The organism is Janibacter sp. Soil728 (assembly GCF_001428305.1).
Lineage (GTDB): Bacteria > Actinomycetota > Actinomycetes > Actinomycetales > Dermatophilaceae > Janibacter.
In genome coordinates, this window is the sequence record NZ_LMRZ01000003.1 from 438,627 (window position 1) to 461,573 (window position 22,947).

Annotated in this window: 20 protein-coding genes and 2 tRNA genes; 6 read left to right on the top strand and 16 right to left on the bottom strand. The window is 70.3% G+C overall.

Annotated elements, in window-relative coordinates:
- Positions 1–4 precede the first annotated feature (4 nt).
- Positions 5–1,414 (bottom strand): 3-isopropylmalate dehydratase large subunit, encoded by a 1,410-nt coding sequence (leuC, locus tag ASG73_RS06290; protein WP_055992449.1) that lies wholly within the window; start codon positions 1,412–1,414, stop codon positions 5–7.
- 120 nt (positions 1,415–1,534) lie between these two features.
- On the opposite strand from leuC, the gene ASG73_RS06295 reads away from it, so the two are divergent.
- Positions 1,535–2,284, top strand: coding sequence for an IclR family transcriptional regulator (locus ASG73_RS06295; RefSeq protein WP_055992452.1), 750 nt, complete (start codon positions 1,535–1,537; stop codon positions 2,282–2,284).
- 63 nt (positions 2,285–2,347) lie between these two features.
- Here ASG73_RS06295 and ASG73_RS18485 read toward each other — a convergent pair whose 3' ends face one another.
- The 4 genes from ASG73_RS18485 to gltX all read right to left on the bottom strand — a co-directional run bounded on the left by ASG73_RS18485 (position 2,348) and on the right by gltX (position 4,893).
- The gene (locus tag ASG73_RS18485; protein ID WP_268766352.1) at positions 2,348–2,479 is read right to left on the bottom strand and encodes a hypothetical protein; all 132 of its coding nucleotides are present in this window, start codon (positions 2,477–2,479) and stop codon (positions 2,348–2,350) included.
- Positions 2,480–3,005: 526 nt separating this feature from the next.
- Positions 3,006–3,078 (bottom strand) — tRNA-Glu (locus ASG73_RS06305).
- Positions 3,079–3,177: 99 nt separating this feature from the next.
- Positions 3,178–3,249, bottom strand: a tRNA-Gln gene (locus tag ASG73_RS06310).
- Positions 3,250–3,342: 93 nt separating this feature from the next.
- The gene (gene gltX / locus ASG73_RS06315; RefSeq protein WP_055992458.1) at positions 3,343–4,893 is read right to left on the bottom strand and encodes a glutamate--tRNA ligase; all 1,551 of its coding nucleotides are present in this window, start codon (positions 4,891–4,893) and stop codon (positions 3,343–3,345) included.
- A 60-nt stretch (positions 4,894–4,953) separates the two neighbouring features.
- On the opposite strand from gltX, the gene ASG73_RS06320 reads away from it, so the two are divergent.
- Positions 4,954–5,736: an enoyl-CoA hydratase gene (locus tag ASG73_RS06320; protein ID WP_055992461.1), complete on the top strand. Its 783-nt coding sequence runs from the start codon at positions 4,954–4,956 to the stop codon at positions 5,734–5,736.
- 45 nt (positions 5,737–5,781) lie between these two features.
- On the opposite strand, the gene ASG73_RS06325 is transcribed toward ASG73_RS06320, so the two are convergent.
- A complete protein-coding gene (locus ASG73_RS06325) occupies positions 5,782–6,117 on the bottom strand; it encodes a YnfA family protein (RefSeq protein ID WP_055992464.1) in 336 nt (111 codons plus the stop codon).
- 2 nt (positions 6,118–6,119) lie between these two features.
- Entirely contained in the window at positions 6,120–6,896 is a 777-nt protein-coding gene (locus ASG73_RS06330; RefSeq protein ID WP_055992807.1) for a fumarylacetoacetate hydrolase family protein, read from the bottom strand.
- A gap of 36 nt (positions 6,897–6,932) precedes the next feature.
- On the opposite strand from ASG73_RS06330, the gene ASG73_RS06335 reads away from it, so the two are divergent.
- Positions 6,933–7,808 carry a hypothetical protein gene (locus tag ASG73_RS06335; protein WP_055992467.1) on the top strand — a complete coding sequence of 292 codons (876 nt, stop codon included), beginning with the start codon at positions 6,933–6,935 and terminating at the stop codon, positions 7,806–7,808.
- Between the two features lie 136 nt (positions 7,809–7,944).
- Complete coding sequence (locus ASG73_RS06340; RefSeq protein WP_055992470.1) at positions 7,945–8,766, top strand: DUF1353 domain-containing protein; 822 nt, start codon at positions 7,945–7,947, stop codon at positions 8,764–8,766.
- On the opposite strand, the gene ASG73_RS06345 is transcribed toward ASG73_RS06340, so the two are convergent.
- The 5 genes from ASG73_RS06345 to ASG73_RS06360 form a co-directional block, all read right to left on the bottom strand.
- On the bottom strand, positions 8,763–9,551 hold the full coding sequence (locus ASG73_RS06345) for a polysaccharide deacetylase family protein (protein WP_156466164.1): 789 nt from the start codon (positions 9,549–9,551) through the stop codon (positions 8,763–8,765). The two genes, ASG73_RS06340 and ASG73_RS06345, sit on opposite strands and share 4 nt — an antisense overlap.
- Positions 9,548–9,724 carry a hypothetical protein gene (locus ASG73_RS17845; protein WP_156466165.1) on the bottom strand — a complete coding sequence of 59 codons (177 nt, stop codon included), beginning with the start codon at positions 9,722–9,724 and terminating at the stop codon, positions 9,548–9,550. The genes ASG73_RS06345 and ASG73_RS17845 overlap by 4 nt, the downstream gene beginning before the upstream one ends.
- A gap of 12 nt (positions 9,725–9,736) precedes the next feature.
- On the bottom strand, positions 9,737–10,771 hold the full coding sequence (locus tag ASG73_RS06350) for a glycosyltransferase family 2 protein (RefSeq protein ID WP_162253965.1): 1,035 nt from the start codon (positions 10,769–10,771) through the stop codon (positions 9,737–9,739).
- 92 nt (positions 10,772–10,863) lie between these two features.
- Complete coding sequence (locus ASG73_RS06355) at positions 10,864–12,333, bottom strand: hypothetical protein (RefSeq protein ID WP_156466166.1); 1,470 nt, start codon at positions 12,331–12,333, stop codon at positions 10,864–10,866.
- A 178-nt stretch (positions 12,334–12,511) separates the two neighbouring features.
- A complete protein-coding gene (locus ASG73_RS06360; RefSeq protein ID WP_055992483.1) occupies positions 12,512–13,246 on the bottom strand; it encodes a TetR/AcrR family transcriptional regulator in 735 nt (244 codons plus the stop codon).
- 191 nt (positions 13,247–13,437) lie between these two features.
- Between ASG73_RS06360 and ASG73_RS06365 the strand changes: the two genes are divergently transcribed.
- A complete protein-coding gene (locus ASG73_RS06365; protein WP_156466167.1) occupies positions 13,438–14,292 on the top strand; it encodes a hypothetical protein in 855 nt (284 codons plus the stop codon).
- On the opposite strand, the gene ASG73_RS06370 is transcribed toward ASG73_RS06365, so the two are convergent.
- A complete protein-coding gene (locus ASG73_RS06370) occupies positions 14,270–15,430 on the bottom strand; it encodes a PucR family transcriptional regulator (RefSeq protein WP_055992489.1) in 1,161 nt (386 codons plus the stop codon). The genes ASG73_RS06365 and ASG73_RS06370 overlap by 23 nt on opposite strands.
- Before the next feature lie 82 nt (positions 15,431–15,512).
- On the opposite strand from ASG73_RS06370, the gene ASG73_RS06375 reads away from it, so the two are divergent.
- Entirely contained in the window at positions 15,513–18,935 is a 3,423-nt protein-coding gene (locus ASG73_RS06375; protein WP_055992492.1) for a bifunctional proline dehydrogenase/L-glutamate gamma-semialdehyde dehydrogenase, read from the top strand.
- Between the two features lie 183 nt (positions 18,936–19,118).
- On the opposite strand, the gene cimA is transcribed toward ASG73_RS06375, so the two are convergent.
- The 3 genes from cimA to ASG73_RS06390 all read right to left on the bottom strand — a co-directional run bounded on the left by cimA (position 19,119) and on the right by ASG73_RS06390 (position 22,927).
- The gene (gene cimA / locus ASG73_RS06380; protein WP_055992495.1) at positions 19,119–20,699 is read right to left on the bottom strand and encodes a citramalate synthase; all 1,581 of its coding nucleotides are present in this window, start codon (positions 20,697–20,699) and stop codon (positions 19,119–19,121) included.
- A gap of 307 nt (positions 20,700–21,006) precedes the next feature.
- Positions 21,007–21,798: an HAD family hydrolase gene (locus tag ASG73_RS06385; RefSeq protein ID WP_055992810.1), complete on the bottom strand. Its 792-nt coding sequence runs from the start codon at positions 21,796–21,798 to the stop codon at positions 21,007–21,009.
- A 28-nt stretch (positions 21,799–21,826) separates the two neighbouring features.
- Positions 21,827–22,927: a branched-chain amino acid aminotransferase gene (locus tag ASG73_RS06390; RefSeq protein ID WP_055992498.1), complete on the bottom strand. Its 1,101-nt coding sequence runs from the start codon at positions 22,925–22,927 to the stop codon at positions 21,827–21,829.
- Positions 22,928–22,947 lie beyond the last annotated feature (20 nt).

Below are 22,947 nucleotides of genomic sequence, written 5' to 3' on the forward strand. Positions count from 1 at the left end.
TTCCTCAGGCTCCTTCCATCAGCTCGAGATCGGCAGGGCTCGACAGGGTGCCGCGCACCGCGGTGGCGGCAGCGACGAGCGGGCTGACCAGGTGGGTGCGTCCGCCCTTGCCCTGACGGCCCTCGAAGTTGCGGTTGCTCGTGGACGCCGAGCGCTCCCCCGGCGCGAGCGTGTCGGGGTTCATGCCCAGACACATCGAGCAGCCGGGCAGGCGCCACTCGGCACCCGCAGCGGTGAAGACCTGGTCCAGGCCCTCGGCCTCGGCCTGCAGGCGCACGCGGGCCGAGCCGGGCACGACCAGCATGCGCACGGAGTCGGCGACCTGACGGCCCTTGATGACCTCCGCGACGGCGCGCAGGTCCTCGATGCGGCCGTTGGTGCACGAGCCGACGAAGACGGTGTCGACCGCGACCTCGCGCAGCGGGGTGCCGGCGGTCAGGCCCATGTACTCCAGCGCCTTGGCGGCGTTGGCGCGCTCGTTCTCGTCCGCCATCGCCTCGGGGTCCGGGACGGCGTCGCCGAGCGGCGAGCCCTGCGCGGGGTTGGTCCCCCACGTGACGAAGGGGGTGAGCGTCGAGGCGTCGATGTCGACCTCGGCGTCGAAGACCGCGTCGTCGTCCGAGCGCAGCGTGCGCCAGTGCTCGACGGCCGCGTCCCAGTCGGCACCTGCCGGGGCGTGGTCGCGGCCCTTGAGGTAGTCGAAGGTCGTGTCGTCGGGGGCGATCATCCCGGCGCGGGCGCCGGCCTCGATCGACATGTTGCACACGGTCATCCGGGCTTCCATCGACAGCGCCTCGATGGCCTCGCCGCGGTACTCCAGGACATAGCCCTGGCCGCCGCCGGTGCCGATCTTGGCGATGACCGCGAGGATGACGTCCTTGGCCGTGACACCGGGCTGCAGCTCACCGGTCACGTTGATCGCCATGGTCCTGAAGGGGTTGAGCGATAGCGTCTGCGTGGCGAGCACGTGCTCGACCTCGCTCGTGCCGATGCCGAAGGCGAGCGCCCCGAAGGCGCCGTGCGTGCTGGTGTGGCTGTCGCCGCAGACGACGGTCATGCCCGGCTGCGTCAGACCCAGCTGGGGGCCGACGACGTGGACGATGCCCTGCTCGGCGTCACCCATGGGGTAGAGGCGCACGCCGAACTCGGCGCAGTTGTCGCGGAGGGTCTCGACCTGGATCTTGCTCACCGGGTCGGTGATCGGCCCGGGGGTCGTCGGGACGTTGTGGTCCTCGGTCGCGAGGGTGAGGTCGGGCCGGCGGACCGGTCGGCCGGCGATGCGCAGCCCCTCGAAGGCCTGCGGACTCGTCACCTCGTGCAGGAGGTGCAGGTCGATGTAGAGGAGGTCGGGCTCCCCGTCGACGTGTCGGACGACGTGCTCGCCCCAGACCTTCTCGGCCAGCGTTCCAGCCATGTCTCTCTTCCCATCCATGCGAGGTGCCACGATGAGGGCACGGTGTGTCACCGATGACATTTCCACGTCCGGGACGCCTCGGATCTTGCGTCTCACGACATGAGATGTCAGTATCACTCCATGGACAACGGTAGTGGAGTTGGCGTTCTGGACAAGGCCGCCATCGTTTTGGGTGCCCTCGAAGCAGGCCCCTCGACCCTCGCGCAGCTCGTCGCGGCAACCGGTCTGGCGCGCCCCACGGCGCACCGACTGGCCGTGGCCCTCGAGCACCATCGGCTCGTGGCGCGTGACATGCAAGGGCGTTTCGTCCTCGGGCCACGCCTGGGCGAGCTCGCAGCGTCGGCCGGCGAGGACAAGCTGCTCGTCGCGGCCAACCCCGTGCTCGGCGCGCTGCGCGACCACACCAACGAGTCCGCCCAGCTCTTCCGCCGGCAGGGCGAGCACCGCGTCTGCGTCTCGGCCGCCGAGCGCCCCGTGGGCCTGCGCGACTCGATCCCCGTCGGCGCGACCATGACCATGCACGCGGGGTCGGCCGCCCAGGTCCTGCTCGCGTGGGAGGAGCCCGACCGCCTCCACCGCGGCCTGCAGGAGGCCGCCTTCACCGCGACCATGCTCTCGGGCGTGCGGCGTCGCGGGTGGGCGCAGAGCGTCGGCGAGCGCGAGGCCGGCGTGGCATCCGTCTCGGCCCCGGTCCGCTCCCCCAGCGGCCGGGTCATCGCGGCCGTGTCCATCTCGGGCCCGATCGAGCGCCTGTCCCGTCAGCCCGGCCGCCTGCACGCCGCGACCGTCATCGCCGGCGCCAACAAGCTCACCGAGGTCCTGGCCAAGCATGCCAAGGCCGCCGAGGCCGCGGACCGCGACACCGAGTGACGAAGGGGGGCTCCCCCCTTCGCCGAGCCGCTCGCCACCACCCCTCCCGTGCACCCACGGCACTCAGGCCATGTGGGACCCGGCGTCCGCCGACCAAGCCGTGGCCAACGGCACGAGGTCGGCGATCTCGACGCTGCGCAGACCCGCGCGGGTCGGCAGGATGACGCGGATGCCCGGGTAGTGGTCGAAGAGCACCTGACGGTCCCGACCGCAGGGGCCCACGGGACCACGACCCCGTGGTTGCCGACGGCCACGATGTGCGTGATCTGCGTGGCGCCGCCGGCCCTGGCTGACCCGAGGGCCACCAGCTCGGCGCAGGGCCCGCCGGTGAAGTGGAAGAGGTTGACCCCCACGAAGCTGCGGCCGTCCGCGGCGAGCACGGCGGCACCCATGGTGTGGACGCCGTCCTCGTCGGGGCCTGCGTCAGTCGTGGCGTCGATGGTCCGACGGGCCAGGTCGACCAGCTCGACCTCGGGCTCCGTCAGCTCACGGGCGGAAGGGCAAGCAGGCAGCGACATGGGGCGAGCGTAGAGGGCGAGCCCCCTTCGTTCGGCTGTCCTGGCGAGCGCCCGGCGTCGAACTGCGCACCCGGCGTCGAAGCGCTGGGTTGGCTGGCGTTCTGTTGTCGGCCAACCCAGCGCAACGACGCCGGGCATGTAGACGGACCGGGCTGGGACACGACAAAGGCCCCCGTTCCGAAGAACGGGGGCCTTGCTCGATGTAGCCCCGACGGGATTCGAACCCGCGCTACCGCCGTGAGAGGGCGGCGTGCTAGGCCGCTACACAACGGGGCCCTATGCACTTCCCAGACCGGCGAACCGGCTGGGCAACGGAGAGAACCTTACCCGGAGGAAGGTCACTTTCCTAAATCGAGTGGCGAACCACTTGATTCGCTGGGGTACCAGGACTCGAACCTAGAACAACTGAACCAGAATCAGCCGTGTTGCCAATTACACCATACCCCAAGGGGGTATCACGGCCCCTTCGGAGCGAACTCCGCGCGGGCTGTGAACCGAGTGATGATGCTACCCGTCATCACCCGCCACCCCAAATCGTGCTCAGCCGATCGACGCACGCAGCGACCGCAGCCGCGCCAGGGTCGCGGGCTGACCCAGGATCTCCATCGACTCGAAGAGCGGCGGGCTGATCCGCGCGCCCGACACCGCGGTACGAAGGGGGCCGAAGGCCAGCTTGGGCTTGATCCCCAGGCCCTCGACGATCGCCGCGCGCAGCGTCGCCTCGATCTGCTCGGCATGCCACTCGTTGCCGTCGCGGCTCTCCTGCGAGAGCACCCCGGCGGGCACGTGCAGACCCTCGAGCGTGGTGATCGCCGCGTCGAGCACCTCGCCGGCGTTGTCCTTGAGCCCGGCGCGCGCGTCGTCGTCGATCCGAAGCGACGCGTCCTCGGTGTAGAAGGGACGCACCATGGCCGAGGCCTCGGTGAGCAGGACGATCCGGGTCTGGATGAGCTCGGCGACCGACTTCAGCCGGGCCAGCTCCCCCAGCGAGGGGTTGTCACCGAGCACGCCGTCGGCCTGCAGGTACGGCAGGAGCCGCGACGTGAAGTCCTCGAGCTCCAGACCGCGGATCCAGGCGCCGTTGAGCCACTCGAGCTTCTTGAGGTCGAAGATCGGGCCGACGGTGTTGACCTTGCTCCAGGCGAAGTCGCGGCTGAACTCCTCGACGGTGAACTTCTCGACGTCCTGGCCGTCCTCCCCCTTCGCCGGCGGGTAGGCCAGCAGGCCCAGGAAGTTGACGACGGCCTCGGGCAGGAAACCCTGTTCCTTGAACCAGGTCAGGCGCGCCTCGGGGTTCTTGCGCTTGGAGATCTTGGACTTGTTCTGGTTGCGCAGCAGGGGCATGTGGGCGAACTTCGGCGCCTGCAGACCCAGCCACTGGTAGAGCAGCACGTGCTTGGGCGTGGAGGAGATCCACTCCTCGCCGCGCACGACGTGGGTGATGCCCATCTCGTGATCGTCGACGACGACGGCCATGTGATAGGTCGGGAAGCCGTCGGCCTTGAGGATCACCTGGTCGTCGGGACGCGGCGCGGAGACGGTGCCGCGGATGACGTCCTCGAAGGTCGTCGGGGCGTCGTCGGGCACGAGCATCCGCACGACCGGCGTCTCGTTGTAGCCCTCGAGCTGGGCCCGCTCCTCCTGCGTCTTGCCGACGCACAGGCGGTCGTAGCCGGTGGGCAGCTTGAGCTTCTGCTGCTTCTCGCGCATCGCCGTGAGGCGCTCGGTGGAGCACCAGCAGTAGTAGGCGTGGCCGTCCTCGACGAGCTTGTCGACGTAGGGACGGTAGGTCTCCAGCCGCTCGCTCTGGCGGTACGGCGCGAAGGGGCCACCGACGTCCGGGCCCTCGTCCCAGGTCAGCCCGAGCCACCCGAGGGTGTCGTAGAGCTGCTGCTCGCTCGTCTCGTTGAACCGCACCCGGTCGGTGTCCTCGATGCGCAGGATGAAGCTGCCACCCTGCTGCCGGGCGAAGGCGAGGTTGAACAGCGCCATGTAGGCGGTGCCGACGTGCGGGTCACCGGTGGGTGACGGCGCGACGCGCAGGCGAGGGGCGGAGGCGGGTGCGGGGGTGTCTGCGGAGGGGCTGCTCATGATGGCTCGATGCTATCGCTCGCCCTTCCGCCGGCAGGAACCCTCTGCGATGCTGCACCGATGGCCACCCCACTCGTCACGGTCGAGACCGCCGACACCGTCACCACCATCACCATCGAGCAGCCCCAGACGCGCAACGCCCTGTCGCTGCCCGTCATGGAGGCCGTCATCGAGGCCCTCGAGGAGGTGGCGAGTCGCACCGACGTCCACGCGGTCGTCCTCGCGACGGCAGGTCACGTCTTCTCGTCGGGTCACAACCTCGCCGAGGTCCATGCCGCGGACGTGCAGGAGCAACAGCGGATCTTCTCGGTCTGCTCGCGGATGATGCTCCTGATCCAGCAGATCCCCCAACCGGTCATCGCCCGCGTCCAGGGCGTCGCCACCGCCGCCGGGTGCCAGCTCGTGGCCTCGTGCGACCTGGCCGTGGCCGCTGAGTCCGCGCGCTTTGCCACCCCCGGCGTGCGCATCGGGCTCTTCTGCTCCACCCCCATGGTCGCCCTCTCCCGCGCCGTCCCTCGCAAGCAGGCCATGCGCATGCTGCTGACCGGGGAGATGGTCCCGGCCGACCGGGCCCTGACGATGGGTCTGGTCTCGGACGTCGTCCCGGACGAGGACCTGGTCACCGCGACCGACGAGCTGGCCCGCACCGTCGCCGGCGCGTCATCGGCCACCGTGGCCATCGGCAAGCGCGCCTTCTACGACCAGATCGAGCTGCCGATCGAGGCGGCCTACGAGCAGATGACCCAGGTCATGGTCGACAACTCCTTCACCCCCGACGCCCGCGAGGGCATCGGGGCCTTCCTCGACAAGCGCCAGCCCCGGTGGCAGCACCGCACGCAGTGAGCTGAACCGGCCGCGCGCAGCAGGCGGGGGCTGCCCCCTTCGCCCTCAGGTCGTGCGCGGGGCGTACATGATCAGGGCGACACCCACGAGGCAGACGAGGGCGCCCGAGACATCCCAGCGGTCGGGCCGGAAGCCGTCGACGACCATGCCCCACAGCAAGGAACCGGCGACGAAGACCCCGCCGTAGGCCGCGAGGATGCGACCGAAGTTGGCGTCGGGCTGCAACGTCGCGACCGCGCCGTAGAGGCCGAGCGCGATGACACCGGCGCCGATCCACAGCCAGCCGCGGTGCTCGCGGATGCCCTGCCAGATCAACCACGCGCCGCCGATCTCGAGCAGCGCCGCGAGGACGAAGAGCGGGACCGAGCGGGCGACGTCCACGACTACCCCGCGTTGACGAAGGGGTTGGACAACGTGCCGATCGCGTCGATCTCGATGTCGACGCGCTGGCCGGCCACGACCGGGCCGACGCCCGCCGGGGTGCCGGTGAGGATGACATCGCCGGGCAGCAGGGTGAAGGCCTTGGAGCAGTGGCTGATGAGGTGGGCGACGCCGTGGACCATGTCGGACGTGTGGCCGTCCTGGACGACCTCGCCGTCGCGGCGGGTGACGAGCGAGACGTCCTGCGGGTCGAGGTCGGTCTCGATCCACGGGCCGAGCGGGCAGAAGGTGTCCATGCCCTTGGCCCGCGCCCACTGGCCGTCGCCGCGCTGCAGGTCGCGGGCGGAGACGTCGTTGGCGATCGTGTAGCCGAAGATGACCTTCTTGGCCTCCTCCGGCTCGATGTCCTTGCACATCCGGCCGATGATGACCGCGAGCTCGCCCTCGTAGTGGACCTCGGAGGTGAGCGTGGTCGGGATGACGACCGGGTCGCCGGGCCCGATGACCGCGGTGTTGGGGATGAGGAACATCATCGGCTCGTCGGGGACGTCGTTGCCCATCTCGGCGGCGTGGTCGGCGTAGTTGCGGCCGATGCCGATGACCTTGCTGCGGGGGATGACGGGAGCCAGCAGACGCACCTCGTCGATGGTCGTGACCTTGCCGGTCAGCTCGATGCGTTGGTAGAACGGGTCCCCGCTCACCTCGGCGATCTTCTTGCCGTCTGCGTCGACGAGCCCGTAGACCGGGTCGTCACCTTCGGTATATCTCGCGATGCGCACGAACCCCACACTAGGCGACTGCCTACGCTGTCTGCGATGCCCTCCACGACCCTCACTCGCGATGAGTGGATGACGCGTGCGCGTGCCCACGAGGACGCGGTCGACGAGCTGACCGCCGGTCACCGTGATCGTCGCTCCCGCGGCGAGCGCCACCCGGTCGAGGACTTCCTCTTCGAGTACTACGCCCACCGCCCCACCCACCTGCGACGGTGGCACCCCGGCCCCGGGGTCGTGCTGCAGGACGCCGCCGACCGGTACGAAGGGAGGTCCGGCTACGTCGTCGACGAGGCGGGCTCGGCTCGGCTGGACGTGGCCGGTTTCCTGGGGCGAAGGGAGCGTGCCGTCACCTTCGTCAGGGAGCTGCTCACCGCGACGCTGTCACGGCCGGGGACCCACGACTGCTTCGGCCTGCACGAGTGGGCGATGGTCTACGGCCTCCAGCCGGGCGAGCAGCGACACGAACAGCTCCCCCTTCGCCTCGACCAGGCCCAGACCGATGCCGTCGTGGAGTCCCACCGGATCAGGTGCAGCCATGCGGACGCGTACCGCTTCTTCACACCGGCAGCGGCGGAGCTCAACTCCCTTCGCCCCACGCGTGATGACCAGCTGGAGCACGAGCAGCCGGCCTGCCTGCACGCGGGGATGGACACCTACAAGTGGGCCTTCAAGCTCGCCCCGGCGGTGCCGTCGGAGATCACGCTCGACGCCTTCCGGCACGCGCTGCGCATCCGCAGGCTCGACATGCAGGCCTCTCCCTACGACGTCTCGGGCTTCGACCTGGACCCCGTCGCGATCGAGACGACGCAGGGCAAGGCGCAGTACGTCGCCCGCCAGCGGGAGCTGATGGTGACGTCCAACTCCCTTCGCCGGCGGATCCTCGAGGTCTGCGAGCTCCTCCTCCTCCCCTCCTGACCCCCTCCCTTTGCATTGCCCTATGGCAATGCAAGCTTTCGTGCATTCCCCTATGGCAATGCAAGCTTTCGTGCATTGCCATAGGGCAATGCGGGTCCGAGGGCGCGATGGGGTCGGGTAGTGCCACGCTGGGGTGGTGGACACGCCTCTGGAGACGCAGCCTCGTCGCTTCTACGACGGCGGACCGTCGGGGGGCCAGCCCGACCCGACCTCTCCCCCGCTCATCGTCCTCGAGCGCACGCTCGACATGGACGTCGACGAGTTCCGGATGGGCCGACGTCTGGGCTACCGCGATCGTGAGCTCGGGCAGCTGCTCGTGCCGGTGGACACGGCGACCTACACAACCGACCTGACGTCGGTGCCGTCGATCTTCCTCTGGCTCGTCCCCCGCACCGGCCGACATCTGCCCGCGGCGCTGCTGCACGACGGCCTCGTCCGCGGATCCTTCACCGCTGCGCCCGACGTGACGATCGATCGTGAGCGCGCCGACCTCGTCTTCCGAGCAGCCATGGCCGACACCGGCACCGGGCTCATCCGGCGATGGCTGATGTGGACCGCCGTGACCCTCGGCACGATCTTCCAGGGCCGCGGCACGAGTTGGTCGTCGGGCGAACGCCGGCGGTGGCGGCTGACCGCCGGCGTCACGCTCCTGCTGACCGCGGTCCTTGGCGTGCTCGCGACCTTCGACCTCTTCGACATCCGGGTGCCGATCGTCGGCGGGGTGCCCTGGATGGGCGAACACGCGTGGTGGGTGGAGCTGATGACCGGCGCCCTGGGGGCGATCGTCATCCCCATCCTGCTCGGTCTGACGTGGGGGCGCTTCCGGGCCGCCGGCGTCATCGCCGGGGTCGCCCTCGCAGTGCTGCTGCACATCACCGTGGCCATCGCACTGCTGACCGCTGCCTACCGGGTGGCCGAGCGGATCGTCACTCGGCCACCAAGCGAGAGCGACGCCTAGCCTCGCGTGCCCGTGCGCGCTCCCGTGTCCGACGCGGGGATCACCCGCACCCATGAGCTCTGGTTGACCGCGCTCGGACCGCCCGCGGAGGCGACGACCCCAAACTCGAAGCCACGTGCCCGCAGGCTGTCGATGGCCTCGGGCAGGTACTCCATCTGAGGCCTCGAGCACGAGTCCACCTCGTTGCCGTCGTGCAGGAGCAGGAGTGCCTGGTCCACGGCGTTGTCGTTGAGGTAGCGCACCACACCCTCGGGGCCGGGACAGGTGAAGTCACCGGCCCCTGTCTGCCAGTGCCACAGGACACCGCCCCACATCTGGTTCTCGCGGATGACGGTGTTGCCCTCCTGGGTCTCGTCGCCGTACGGATAGCGGAAGAGCACCGGGGAGGTCCCCGTCACCCGACGCACCACAGCATTGGTGCGCAGAATCTGCCGTCGTGTCTGGTGGGCATCGAGGTCGCTGAAGTTCGGATGGGACCAGCTGTGGTTGCCGATCACGTGCCCCTCCCGCTGGAGACGCCGCAGCGTGGCCGGCCTCCGCTGCGCCCTCTCCCCCACGACGAAGAAGGTCGCCTGGACGCCCTTGTCCGCCAGTACGTCGAGGATCTCGTCGGTCATGGCGGTGGGTCCGTCGTCGAAGGTCAGGGCGATGAGTCCGGCCGACCCCGGTGCGGGGGACTGCGCCACCTGTGCGTCCGCGCGAGCCGACGTACCTCCGGCAGCACAGGCAGAGCCGGCGCCGAGGGCCAGTGCAGCGAGCGCACCAGCCACGACTGCCCGCCTCACGGTTCCATCGCTCGGATGGTCCGGACGGTGATCCGGTAAAGCAGGAAGGTGGTGAAGATCAGGGCGAAGATCAGGAGGACCCAGTAGGCGGTGCTGAGACCCGCGAGGGTCAACGACCCCGAGGTGACCGCTGCGGCCTGAGTGGTTCCAGAGCCGGATGAACCTGCGTACATGTGGCGAAATCCCTACCAATCTTGAGAGGTGGAACGGAAACTGCCGACAACGGCCACGGCCGTGCAGCACTCGAGGAAGACTCCGTAGACGTCCTCGACGATCAGGAGTGCACTCAGGAGGACGTCCTCCCAGGCGCGGCCCGGGACACGCCAGGCGGAGGTGACCCTGTCGACCCACATGACGACCAGAGGGATGAGCCCGATGAGCGACATGGCCAGCCCGAGCCCCAGGTAGATGAGGGCGATGACATAGGCCACCCAGAGCAGCCGGAGCAGCGACGACGCCCCGAACAGGAAGTACGCGAGGATGTCCCGGCGGGTGGCCGGGGTCCAGCCGCGCTTGCGGCACTCGTCCACACCCCCACGCCCCCACCGCAGCCGCTGCCGCCACAGCTGACCGAAGGTGGCCGGGGTGTCGGTCAGGACGTGCGCACCGGGCGCGGCGCCGACGGTGTGGCCGAGGGTCTTGATGTCGAGGGTCAACGCGTAGTCCTCGATGAGACTCTTGCTGTCCCACGGGAGCCCGCCCCGCACTCGCGTGGAGACCTCCCTCAGGACATCGGCGCGATAGAGACTCGCCGCCCCCGACACGACCTGCACCTTCCAGCGCCGCAGATCTCGGCCGTCGTCGTAGCGCGCGTACTCAAGCCGCTGCAGCCGCCAGGCCAAGCCACGGGTCGCTGAGTCCTTGGCCCAGTACCGGGCGCACACGGCTCCCCTGTCCGGGTCGGCGGACAGAGCCTCGACCAAGCCTTCCAGTGCGGTCGGGACGAGGACCGTGTCCGCGTCCATCGTCAGGACGTAGTCGGCGTCGCGGGCGTGGCGCCACCACGCCTGGTTCAGCGCCCCGGCCTTGCGGGCCGTGTTGCCGAGCGTCTCCATCACGGTCACCGGGTACTGCTGCGCAATGGTCAGGGTCTCGTCGGTCGAGTTGTCGACCGCGATGACGATCCGGTGCGGACGATGAGTCTGACCGAGGAGGGACTCGATCGTCGCGGCGATCTGACCCTCCTCGTTGTGCGCAGGCACGAGGACCACAACGCGCACCACCCACCCCCTCAAACATCGTTCTCTTACGAGAACGATGTTCTCTCACGAGCAAGGGCATGTCACCCGCACGCTCACGTGGGCGGGTCGAGTCAGTCGGCGACGCTCCACAGGCGCACGGGCTCTCCCGGGAGGGCCTCCTCCGGCTGGAGGGGTACGTCCACACCGCGTGGGAAGCTCAGCGCGGCCTGCACCATCCCCTCGAGGACCGGGGCCAGCCACGGCGTGGGCGCCGACTGCGCATCCGTGAATATCTCCACCAGCCACTGGTGGGCATCGGGGTCGTACCCGCCACACGCGAAGATGCCCTCGAAGCCAGCAGCTGCGAGGTACAAGCGTTCCTGGACATCACCCCGGGTCAGATCCGTGTGCATGGCCAAGCCCTCCGCGGCATCGGCGCTGGCACGGTAGGACGCGAGCTCGAAGTCCTCCGGCTCCGGCAGTGGGTCCACCGCCCCTCGGCCACTCGGACGCCTCCCCTGCCGGACATTGACCACGACGCCCTCCTCGACCCGGCCCACCCACCAGAGCGCGCCATTGATGGCGCCGCGGGAGCGTTCGGCGACCAGTGCCAAGCGATGGCTCATCCGCTCGGAGGGCATGGCATCGAGCTCTCCGAAGACATCGGCGACCAGACGGACCAGCTCGTCCGGGACCGGGGCGCCAGCTCCCGGCGACGCCGCGCGTACCCCAGAGGGTTCGAGGTCACGGGAGGCCCGCGCCAGCTGGAGTGCCGCGGCTGCGGCCTCCTCCGGGGACCGAGGATGGACCGGCGGCTCTGTGATCTCGATCGAACCCCAGGTGATGTCGACGGGGTCGCCCATGCCACGCACCGCCTCACGCACACCAGCCACCTTGGCCTCGAGGGAGTCCGACGGTCGCCCGGCTGCGACGATGCCGAACTCGTCCCCACCGAGCTCGGCCACCACGACGTCCCCCCACGAGCGCGTCCGGTCGATGAGCAGCGCAGCCATTCGTCCCCGGACCTCATCCGCCGCCTCCCAGCCCAGTCCGCCGCCGTCCTGCCGCAGCCAGTGGATCCGGGCCACGACGAGCTGCAGGGGGCGCTGCACCAGCGAGCCCGAGATGAGGGCTGCAGCGTGGGCATGGAAGGCATGCGCATCCGCGAGCGCACTCTGCGGACCCTCGACGTCCCGGCGAGCGAGCACCGGAGCCATCGCTGCCACGAGGACCTGCCCCAGGGCGATCTCGTCGGGGGTGAACGCGGCCTGCTCACGCGTCACCAGTACAGCGCCCCACGTCCGCAGCCCCACCACCACGGGAAGGACGAGAGCATGGGGCGCACCCATCCACTCGAGGAGGAGGCGCTCGCCCTCGGCCAGCGTGCCGCCGACCGAACCCGCCCAGGCCTCTCCGTCGAGGAGGACCTCCTCCAGCTGCGGGTGCTGCGTGAGAGAAATGGCGTCACCACCCTCCCGTCCGGTCCCCCGCTCGCGCGCGCGGCCGCTGGTGAGCACCACACGCAGGCGCTGTGCGGCCCCTTCGAGCTCAGCGAGCTGCACGGTCCGGGCTTCCAGTGCGGAGCACAGGTGTGCGGACATGGTCGTGGCCGTGGGCGCACCCGAGGGTGCCGACCATTCTGCGCGCAGGTCCTCAGCGACCGCTCGCACCACTGGACCAAGGTTGTCCATTGCGCCCCCCTGCCTTGTCAGACGACGCCGCAGGTTAGCCCGGCGGTGGGGAGACCGCCACATCGAGTTCACATCCCGAAGTCCTGGACTATCCGGTCGCCTTCGCCACCATCGTCGGCCTGACGACGAAGCCCATCGCCGTCATGATGGCCAGTGAGTAGTCGCTGAAGTACTCCGCCGGGTCCTCCACCGAGCCCTCCCAGCCCTCCCAGCCGAGACGAACCTCCAGCGCAATGTGCCCGGTGATGGCAGCGATGGCCGACCTCGCCAGCGACACCGCCTCGGCGCTGGCCGCGCCGCTCGTCACCTTCGTGTGCACCACAGGGAGCCCTGCCTGCTGCGGATCCAGCTGACCCGCCTGGATGGCCTTCTCGCAGATCTCGGCCCACATCGCCAGGGACTCCCGAACTGCCTCGACGACCTCCCGAGGGCGTGGGTTCATCACCGTCGGCGAGACGAGGAGCGCATGCTCGGCCTCGTGTGTGAGAGACCAGCGGCGCAGCGCCAGTGTGCTGAGGTACCAGGTCGTCGCGAACTCCTCGTCGGGAGCCTGGGCGCCAGCCGCGCGGATCTCGGCGAGCGCCTCGGCGTAGGCGTCCGCTGCCAACAGGCCCAACAGCGCGTTGTGGTCGGCCACGTACCGGTAGAGACCGGACGGGGTGATGTCGACGGCCCGAGCGACGGCCCGCATGGTCACCCCGGAGGGACCGTGGGCCCGCAGCTCTGCGCGAGCCGCGTCCTTGATCTCCTCGAGAACCTGTCGGTGCAGTCGCTCGCGCCGAGCGGCGCCGATACCGCTGGACTCGGAGCGCCCGCCACTCATCTGGACCACCTTTCACGAGGCTCGCACTCACGTCACCGCGAGAACACTGTTTCCGAATGAGATAGCCTGTCCATTCGGGCCCCAGGGGACTCCACGACACCGTGACCAACTAGAGGATTCGTTCATGTCTTGACGTGGACCCTAGTGGAGATCCGAGCGGTCGAGGCATGAGGGGCAGAGACGAGGTGCACTTGCGATCGATCCTGGTGACCGGGGCCCAGAGCTCCACAGGACGGCAGATCATTGCCGCATTGGGCACGGCCGGCCATCTCACCCATGCCGTCGACGGTGCCCCGGGGATGGACGCGAGCAGGCTGTCATGGGTCACACACCGCAGACATGGCTGCCCGGCACCAACGTCGGCCGAGAGGATCCCGGCGCTGCTCAAGCTGTGCCTCCGGCACCACATCGACACCGTGATCCCCACGCTCGGTGAGGAGCTGGCCGACATGGCTGCCGCGTCGGCGATGTTCGCCGCGCATGACGTGCAGGTCGCCGTTCCGGACCCCCGCGGTCTGGCCATGATCGCCGACGGTCTCTACGCCCTTCGCGCACTCGACGCCCGGTCGATCCCGACTGTCTGGTCGTCGCTCCCCAGCGAGCTGGCCGACGGCACATCGCCCGGCCCACCTCACACACGCAGGACGCTGCTCGTGCCCCGCCAGCCGTGGAGCACCGACTCCGCGGTCAGCATCTTCGACGCCGACGACTTCGACTTCGCCCTCATCGGTGACGACCACCTGGTCTGCTCCTTCGAGCCCCCGATCTGGAGGATCACGCTGCACCTCTCCGCCGATGGCAGCGCCGCCACGGCCACGGCGTGCCGACTCGAGGGCGCGCCCGTGCCCCCTTCGAGCACTCAGGCGGCCCTTGCGCACATCCGGGATGCCGCCCGCGCCCTCTCCCTCACGGGACCGATCGAGGTGACCGTCGTCGGCGGAACCCGAGACCCACGGATCCTCGACATCACCCCCGGGGTGGGGCCCGTCCACGCGCAGCACGAGGACCTCTTGAGCGCCATCCTCACCCGCCAGCCGGCCGCCTGAGCACGAGCAGCCCCAGGTGCAGCTCGAGCCGGTCGCGGCCACGGGAGAGGTCGAGGCCGGTGATCGCCTCGATGCGACGCAACCGGGCGTAGACGCTCTGCCGGTGCAGACCGAGCCGGGCCGAGGTCGCGGCCACCGAGCAGCCAGCCTCGAGATGGACCCAGGCGGTCTCGATGAGCTCCGGTGCGGCAGCGAGCAGCTCCGCGACGGCAGGGGTGCGCACGGCGTCGAGCAACTCGTCGCCGGCGGTGCCGCCGAGGAGCCGCTCGATCCCCAGCGAGGACCACGGGTGGATCCGCGCAGCGACCGGCAGGGACGGCAGGTCGGGGCTCGTCGGGCGGACGACACGGAGGGCGGCCCTCCCTTCGCGCAGTGATCGGGCCACCTCCGCGAGAGGCGCGAGATCACCCACCCCGGCCACGACGTGCTCGTCGACGATCCGTCCGATGGCACCCAGCGCAGCCTCGGCTGCGGCCTGGACCTCGGCGTCGGTGGTCGCCGGGACGACCAGGACGAGGTCACCCGAGCGCTCGGCGACTCCGATGCGTCGAGGCAGGCCCCCGGGGCCGTGGACCTCCTCCGCACGCAGCCGCACTCCCGGCGCCGCCCCGAGGACGACGACCCCGGCCCGGGTGGCGGGATCGACCGCCAGCTCGTCGGCCAGCTCACGCGCGGGCCCGCGACGGGCACTCGGCTCGGCATCGAGCAGGTCGAGGACGAGGCGCTCGGTCTCACGGCGACGAGAGGCGAGCCGGGCGAGGTGCTCCCCCGCCTGGTCGGCGAGCACGCCTGCGGCGCGGACCCGCTCGAGCGACAGGCCCTCGGGCGGCTCGACCGCCCACAGGTAGCCCTGGACGACACCACGCCAGCGGGCCGGTAGGCACAGTCGGGCCGCGGTCCCCCGATCCGCATCGGCCGGGATGTGCACCGGGCCGATCGCCCGGGCGATGCCGAAGCTCTCGAACCACTCGCGGGTGCGCGGGTGCGCCCCGCGGGAGAGGACGGTCTCGGCCCGCACGCTGTCGACATCGCCCGCGTGCGCGGCGAAGGCGAGCAGGCGAAAGCGCCGGTCCTCCAAGGTCACGGGAGCGAGGAGGATCGCGGATGCCTCGTCGACGAGGTCCTGCACATCGGCCATCAGACAAATGTATGCCACGCCGTCGTGGTTCATGGACATCTGTCTGTGGCGATGGCCACGACCGGCACCTACCGTCGAAGACATGACGACCACCTCTGCGCCGACCGACCCGAGCACCGCAGCCTTCGCCCCCTTCGTCGAGGGTGCGATCACTCTCGCCGAGCGGTGGTCCGCGGCCGCCCACGCCGGCGAGACCAAGCGTGAGGCGCAGACGACGGGTCAGCTGGCCGCCCTGCTGTCCGACCACGCCGGGCTCGACCTCGCGGTCTTCTTCGTCGACCGCGTCGCCCGCCCCGAGGACAACACGGTCGCCGCGACGGCCCTCAACCGGATCACCGCGTCGGACTCCGCATCCTTCCTCGGCACCCTCGACCGCGGCCTCCTCGGTCTCGGCGCCCGCGCGGCGAAGATCGCCCCCAAGGTCGTCGTGCCCGCCGCCCGCGCCCGGATGAAGCAGATGGTCGGCCACCTCATCGTCGACGCTCGTGACCCCAAGCTGGCCAAGCACCTCGCGAGCGCCCGTGAGGACGGCTTCCGCCTCAACATCAACCTGCTCGGCGAGGCCGTCCTCGGTGAGGGCGAGGCGGCCTCACGCACCGAACGCACCCGCGAGATCCTTCAGCGCCCCGACGTCGACTACGCATCGATCAAGGTCTCCTCCCTCGTCAGCCAGATCAGCACCTGGGACACCGACGGCACCGTGGAGCGCTGCCTGACCCGCCTGCGCCCGCTCTACGAGACCGCCAAGGCATCCACCCCGCACGCCTTCGTCAACCTCGACATGGAGGAGTACCGCGACCTCGAGATGACGATGGAGGTCTTCATGACCCTGTTGTCCGAGCCGCAGTTCCACGACCTCGAGGCCGGCATCGTCCTGCAGGCCTACCTGCCCGACGCACTGCCCGCGATGGAGCGACTCATCGAGTTCGCCGTCGGGCGCCGCGATGCCGGCGGCGCGCCGATCAAGATCCGCCTCGTCAAGGGTGCCAACCTCGCGATGGAGCGCGTCGAGGCGGTCATGCACGGCTGGGAGCAGGCGCCGTACACGACCAAGGCCGATGTCGATGCCAACTACCTGCGCTGCATCGAGCGCGCACTGCGCCCCGAGCTCGCGGGTGCCCTGCGGCTGGGCGTGGCCTCGCACAACCTCTACGACGTCGCCGCCGCGCACCTGCTCGCCCAGGACCGTGGGGTCCAGGACGCCCTCGACATCGAGATGCTGCAGGGCATGTCGCCCGCGCAGGCCCGCGCCGTCCGCGACGAGGTCGGCACGGTGATCCTCTACACGCCGGTCGTCGCCCCCCAGGACTTCGACGCCGCCGTCTCCTACCTCGTGCGCCGCCTCGAGGAGACCGCCTCGCCGGAGAACTACATCCACGCCTCCTTCGCCGACGATCCCGCAGCCATGACCGACCAGGAGCGTCGATTCCGCGCGAGCGTCGAGGACATCGGGTCCGTCCCCGTCGGGCCGCGCCGCTCCGCCGAGCGCGCCCCGATCGGTGACACCTTCGACAACACCCCCGACTCCGACCCGGCCCTGCCCGGCCACCGCGAGTGGGCCACCCGCGCCGTCACCGCCGCGCGGCCCGAGCCGACCTCGCCCCACCTGAGCATCACCGAGGCCGTCGACGACGTCGTCGACATCGCCCGCACCGCGCACAAGAGCTGGGCGGCGCGTCCCGCGGCGGAGCGAGCAGAGCTGCTGCGCAGGGCTGCTCGTGAGATCGACGCTCGTCGCGAGCCGCTCCTCGCGGTCATGGCGGCCGAGGCCGGCAAGACCATCGCCGAGTCCGACCCGGAGATCTCCGAGGCCGTCGACTTCGCCCGCTACTACGCCGACCGGGCCCTCGAGCTCGAGGACGGGCCCATGGCCGACGGGGCGAGCTTCACCCCCTTCGCCCTGACGTTGGTGACGCCGCCGTGGAACTTCCCCGTCGCCATCCCCATCGGTGGGGTCCTCGCGGCGCTCGCCGCCGGCTCAGCCGTCATCATCAAGCCGGCGCCGCAGACCCCGGTGTGCGTCGAGGTCACCGTCGACGCACTCCACGCAGCGGGCATCCCCCGCGACGCGCTGCAGGTCGTGCGCACCGAGGAGGACGAGGTCGGTCAGCACCTCGTCGCCCACCCCGGCGTCGACGCCGTCGTGCTCACCGGTGCCAGCGAGACCGCTCGCCTCTTCGCCGGGTGGCGGGCCGGCCGCACGGAGGGTGCCCGCGTCCTCGGGGAGACCTCGGGCAAGAACTCCCTCGTCATCACCCCCTCCGCCGACATCGACCTGGCGGTCGCCGACCTCGTCTCCTCCGCCTTCGGCCACGCCGGGCAGAAGTGCTCGGCCGCCTCGCTCGGCATCCTCGTCGGCTCGATCGCGGACTCCCCGCGTTTCCGCCGCCAGCTCGTCGACGCCGTCGAGTCGATCGCCGTCGGCTGGCCGAGCGCCCTCGGCACCCGGATGGGACCGATCATCGAGGCGCCGAGCGGCAAGCTGCTGCGGTCACTCACGACGCTCGAGCCCGGCGAGACCTGGCTGGTCGAGCCCCGTCAGCTCGACGACACCGGCCGGCTGTGGTCGCCGGGCGTCAAGGACGGGGTGCGCCCCGGGTCCTTCTTCCACCTCACCGAGGTCTTCGGTCCCGTGCTCGGCCTCATCCGCGCCGACTCCCTCGACGAGGCAATCGAGCTGCAGAATGCGACCGACTTCGGCCTCACGGGCGGTCTGCACAGCCTCGACGAGGGCGAGATCCTGCGCTGGACCGATGCGGCCGCGGTCGGCAATGCCTATGTCAACCGGCACATCACCGGTGCGATCGTGCGCCGCCAGTCCTTCGGCGGCTGGAAGGCCAGCTCGATCGGTCCGGGCGCCAAGGCGGGCGGCCCCAACTACATCGCCCAGCTCGGGACGTGGACGAGCGACACGCTCCCGACGAAGGGAGCACCCGTCACCTCCTCGGTCCGCGCGACCGTCGACGCGCAGCTGGCAGCGCTCGGCGATCGCGTGACCGACTCCGAGCGCACCTGGCTCGAGGCCGCGATGGCCAGTGACGCCGCCGCCTGGGCGGACGAGTTCGGCGTCGAGCACGACGAGAGCAACCTCGTCGTCGAGACCAATGTCTTCCGCTACCGCGCCCACCCGCAGGTGCTCGTGCGGGCCGGTGCGGGCACCCGACTGGTCGAGGTAGTGCGTCTCGTCGCTGCAGCGACCCTGACCGGCGCCCACGTCACCATCTCGGCGGACCCGACCGCCACGCTGCCCAGCAGCATCGGGCACGTGCAGGTCATCACCGAGGCAGACGGTGCCTTCATCGCTCGTGCCGGACGCACGAGCGACGTGCGGGTCCGCGCCATCGGCGGCGCTCCCGCCTCGCTTGTCGACGACCTCGTCGCCGCTGGCGTCGACGTCATCACCGGCGAGGTCCTGGCCACCGGACGACGTGAGCTCCTCCCCTTCGTCAGGGAGCAGGCCGTCAGCACCACCCGGCACCGCTTCGGTCACGTGGCGAGCGCCTGAGGCTCGACCCCTCCGTCCCCCGCCCACCGGGTGGAGGTATACCCGCGGACCTTTCGCCCGCGAGTTCACCTCCACCCGTCGGTCGGGGCACCCGGGTGGATGCGGACTCGCCGACGATCCACCCGCGCGTTTACCTCCACCCGGGGAGTGGGGGGCGGCGGGGCGAAGGGGGGTTGCCGCGCCTCAGCGGACGGGGACGCCGGCGCGCATCAGCCCGTAGGTGACGCCGTCGACGAGGGCCAACCACGAGGCCTCGACGATGTTGGGCGCGACCCCGACGGTCGTCCACGAGGTCGCGCCGTCGCTGTGCTCGATGAGCACCCGGGTCGTCGCATCGGTGCCGTGTGCCGCGTCGAGGATGCGCACCTTGTAGTCGATGAGCTCGATCCGATCGAGCTCCGGGTAGACGACCGACAGCGCCTGACGCAGGCCCTGGTCGAGGGCGTTGACGGGGCCGTTGCCCTCCCCCGTCGCGACGAGCCGCTGCCCGCCGGCGACGGCCTTGACGGTCGCCTCGGACATCGCGTCGGCTCCGCCCCGGGCATCGATCATGATCCGCCAGGACTCGATCTGCGCGTACTCGGGAGCCTCCTCGTCGAGCTCCCGCCGCAGCAGCAGCTCGAAGGACGCATCGGCCGCGTCGAAGGTGTAGCCCTGCTGCTCCAGCTCCTTGACCTTGGCCAGGACCCGGGTCAGTGCGTCGTCGTCGCCCGAGAGGTCGACGCCGAACTCGCGGCTCTTGAGCTCGACCGTCGCCCGCCCAGCCATGTCGGAGACGAGCATGCGCATGTCATTGCCGACGTCCTTGGGCTCGATGTGCTGGTAGAGGTCGGGGTCGACCTTGATCGCGCTCGCGTGCAGACCGGCCTTGTGGGCGAACGCCCCCGAGCCGACATAGGGCTGGCGGGAGAAGTGCGGGAAGTTGGTCACCTCGCTCACCGCGTGCGCGATGCGGGTGGCGTCCTGGAGCCGGTGCGGCTCCACCAGGTCCATGCCGAGCTTGAGCTGCAGGTTGGCGATCACGGTGATCAGGTCGGCGTTGCCGGTGCGCTCGCCATAGGCATTGACCGTGCCCTGCACGTGGTCGGCGCCCGCCTCGACGGCCGCCATCGTGTTGGCCACCGCGCAGCCGGTGTCGTTGTGGCAGTGGATCCCCAGGCGCGCACCGGTCGCCTCGATGACGTCAGCCACCGCCGCGCTCACCTGCCCCGGCAGCATGCCGCCGTTGGTGTCGCACACGGCGACGACCTCGGCGCCGGCCTCATGGGCGGCGCGCACGCAGGCCAGGGCGTAGTCACGCTCGAGGTGGTAGCCGTCGAAGAAGTGCTCACCGTCGACCATGATCGTGCGACCCTGCGCGCGCAGATGGCTCACGGTGTCGGTGATCATCGCGAGGTTCTCCTCGCGGCTGGTCTTCAGTGCTCGCTCGACGTGGCCGGGGTGCATCTTGGCCACGAGCGTGATGACCTCGGCCCCGGAGTCGAGGAGTGCCTGGACCTGCGGGTCCGTGGCGGCCGAGCCACCCGCACGCCGGGTGGCACCGAAGGCGGCCAGCGTCGCGCTGTGCAGCTCGAGCTCGGTGGCTGCCCGCGCGAAGAACTCGGTGTCGTTGGGGTTGGCGCCGGGCCAGCCCCCTTCGATGTGGGTGACGCCCAGGTCGTCCAGGTGCCGCGCAATCGTCAGCTTGTCGACGACCGAGAGGTTGATGCCCTCCTGCTGGGCACCATCGCGCATGGTCGTGTCGTAGACGTGGAAGCCGTGCATGGCGGGATCTCTCGTTCGGGACGAAGGGGGCTGCTCGCCTCCCCGCAGTGTGACACCTGCTCGTCGCGCCCGTCCGGTGCTTGGGGTGATGCTCCGGATCCGTCTGCCGTTGTCGCCAACTGCTCGACACATGCAAAAGACCCCCCGGGTGCGGGAGGTCTGCGCGACGAGCAGGTGGCTCGTCGCGCCTAGATAATGAGCTCGGCTGCGGTAGCAGCCCGGGTCGTCATCTGAAGCATCACGCGCTCACCATGGCACCGATGCATCGGCCACCTTGTCCCGTGTCCGGATCGTGGGACGCGGCGATTCACCCGATGAGACCTTCGAGGACCTGCGCGACGCCGTCCTCGTCATTGCCCGGCGCCCGGTCGGTCGCCACGGCCAGCACCTCCGGATGGGCATTGGCCACGGCGAAGGAGCGCCCAGCCCAGGTGAGCATCGGCAGATCGTTGGGCATGTCGCCGAAGGCCCACACATCCTCCGCCGCGATCCCGAGCTCGGCGCACCAGCCGGCGAGCGCGGCGGCCTTGGTCACGCCGACAGCCGAGATCTCCGCGAGCCCGCCGGCCCCGGAGAAGGCGACGATCGCCCGGTCCCCCACCACCTCGGTGGCGACCCGGATGAACTCGTCGTCGGTCAGGTGCGGGTTGCGGGCCAGCAGCTTGCCGACGGAGGCATCGGTGAGCAGCTCGATGGCCGGTGTCGTCACGAGGTCCTCCGGGTGGTCGTGGATCGCGGCGAACATGCTCTCCGCGGCCAACCCGTTGTGCCGCTCCGCGGCGAAGCCGGTGCCCGGCACCTGCTCGCGCAGGTCGTGCACGATCGCCGTGACGATGCCGCGAGGGATGGACCGCACGCCGAAGATCCGTCGCTCGGCGACGTCGTAGCGGAAGGCACCGTTGCCGCAGATCGCCACTCCCCTGGCCCCGACGACGTGCGCGAGCTCGTCGAGCCACCTGGGCGGGCGCGCGGTGACGAGCACCGTCTCGATGCCGGCCTCGGCGACAGCGCGAAGGGCGTCGACCGAGCGCTGCGAGACGCTCCCGTCACTGCGCAGCAGGGTGCCGTCGAGATCGGTCGCGATGAGCCGTGGGGTCACGGGCCCAGTCTCGGCCACGAGGGCGAGGTCAGGCGAGGCGGGTCATCCAACCGCGCGTGTCCTCGGCGACGCCGTACTGGATGTCGAGGAGTGCCTGGCGGATCCTGCGGGTGTACTCCCCGCCCCCTTCGCCAGCAGTGGACGCAGTCGAGCCACCGTCCCAACGCAGCTCACCCACGGGCGTGACGACGGCGGCGGTGCCACAGGCGAAGACCTCGGTGATCTCACCGGAGGCGACCCCTTGCGTCCACTCGTCGATCTCGATGCGCGACTCCTCGGGCGTGAGGCCCAGGTCGGGAGCGAGCTCGAGGATCGAGGCGCGGGTGACGCCCTCGAGGATCGAGCCGGTGAGCGCGGGGGTGCGCAGCCGGCCGTCCTTGGTGACGAAGAAGAGGTTCATCCCGCCGAGCTCCTCGATGTAGGTCTGCGTCGAGGAGTCGAGGAAGACCACCTGGTCGCAGCCGTGCTCGATGCCCTCCATCTGACCGGCGAGCGACGAGGCGTAGTTGCCACCGCACTTGGCGGCGCCGGTGCCCCCGGCGCCAGCACGCGCGTAGTCACGGCTCAACCACAGGTTGACCGGCTTCAGGCCACCGGGGAAGTAGGCACCCGCCGGGCTCGCGATGACGCAGAAGGTGACCTCGTTGGCCGGCCGGACGCCGAGGAAGGCCTCGGAGGCGAACATGAAGGGACGCAGGTAGAGGCTCATCTCGCCGCTGCCATACGCCGGGACCCACGCCTTGTCGGCCTCGACGAGGGCCTTGATCCCCGCCACGAAGTCCTCCTCGGAGATCGTCGGGAGGGCCAGTCGCTCGCAGCTGCGCGCCATCCGGGCGGCGTTGCGGTCGGGCCGGAAGGTCCACACCGAGCCGTCCTCGTGGCGGTAGGCCTTCATGCCCTCGAAGACCTCTTGGGCGTAGTGCAGGACCGATGCGGCCGGGCTGATCTGCAGCGGCCCGAAGGGACGCACCCCGCCGGTGTGCCAGCCCTCTCCCTTGGTCCACGTGGCCGTGACCATGTGGTCGGTGAAGGTGGACCCGAAGCCGGGGTTGGCCAGGACGGCCTCACGCTCGGCGTCGGACAGGGGGGCTTCGCTGCGGGTGGTCGCGAAGGTCAGCTCAGCGGTCATCGGTGACACGTCTCCTCGGG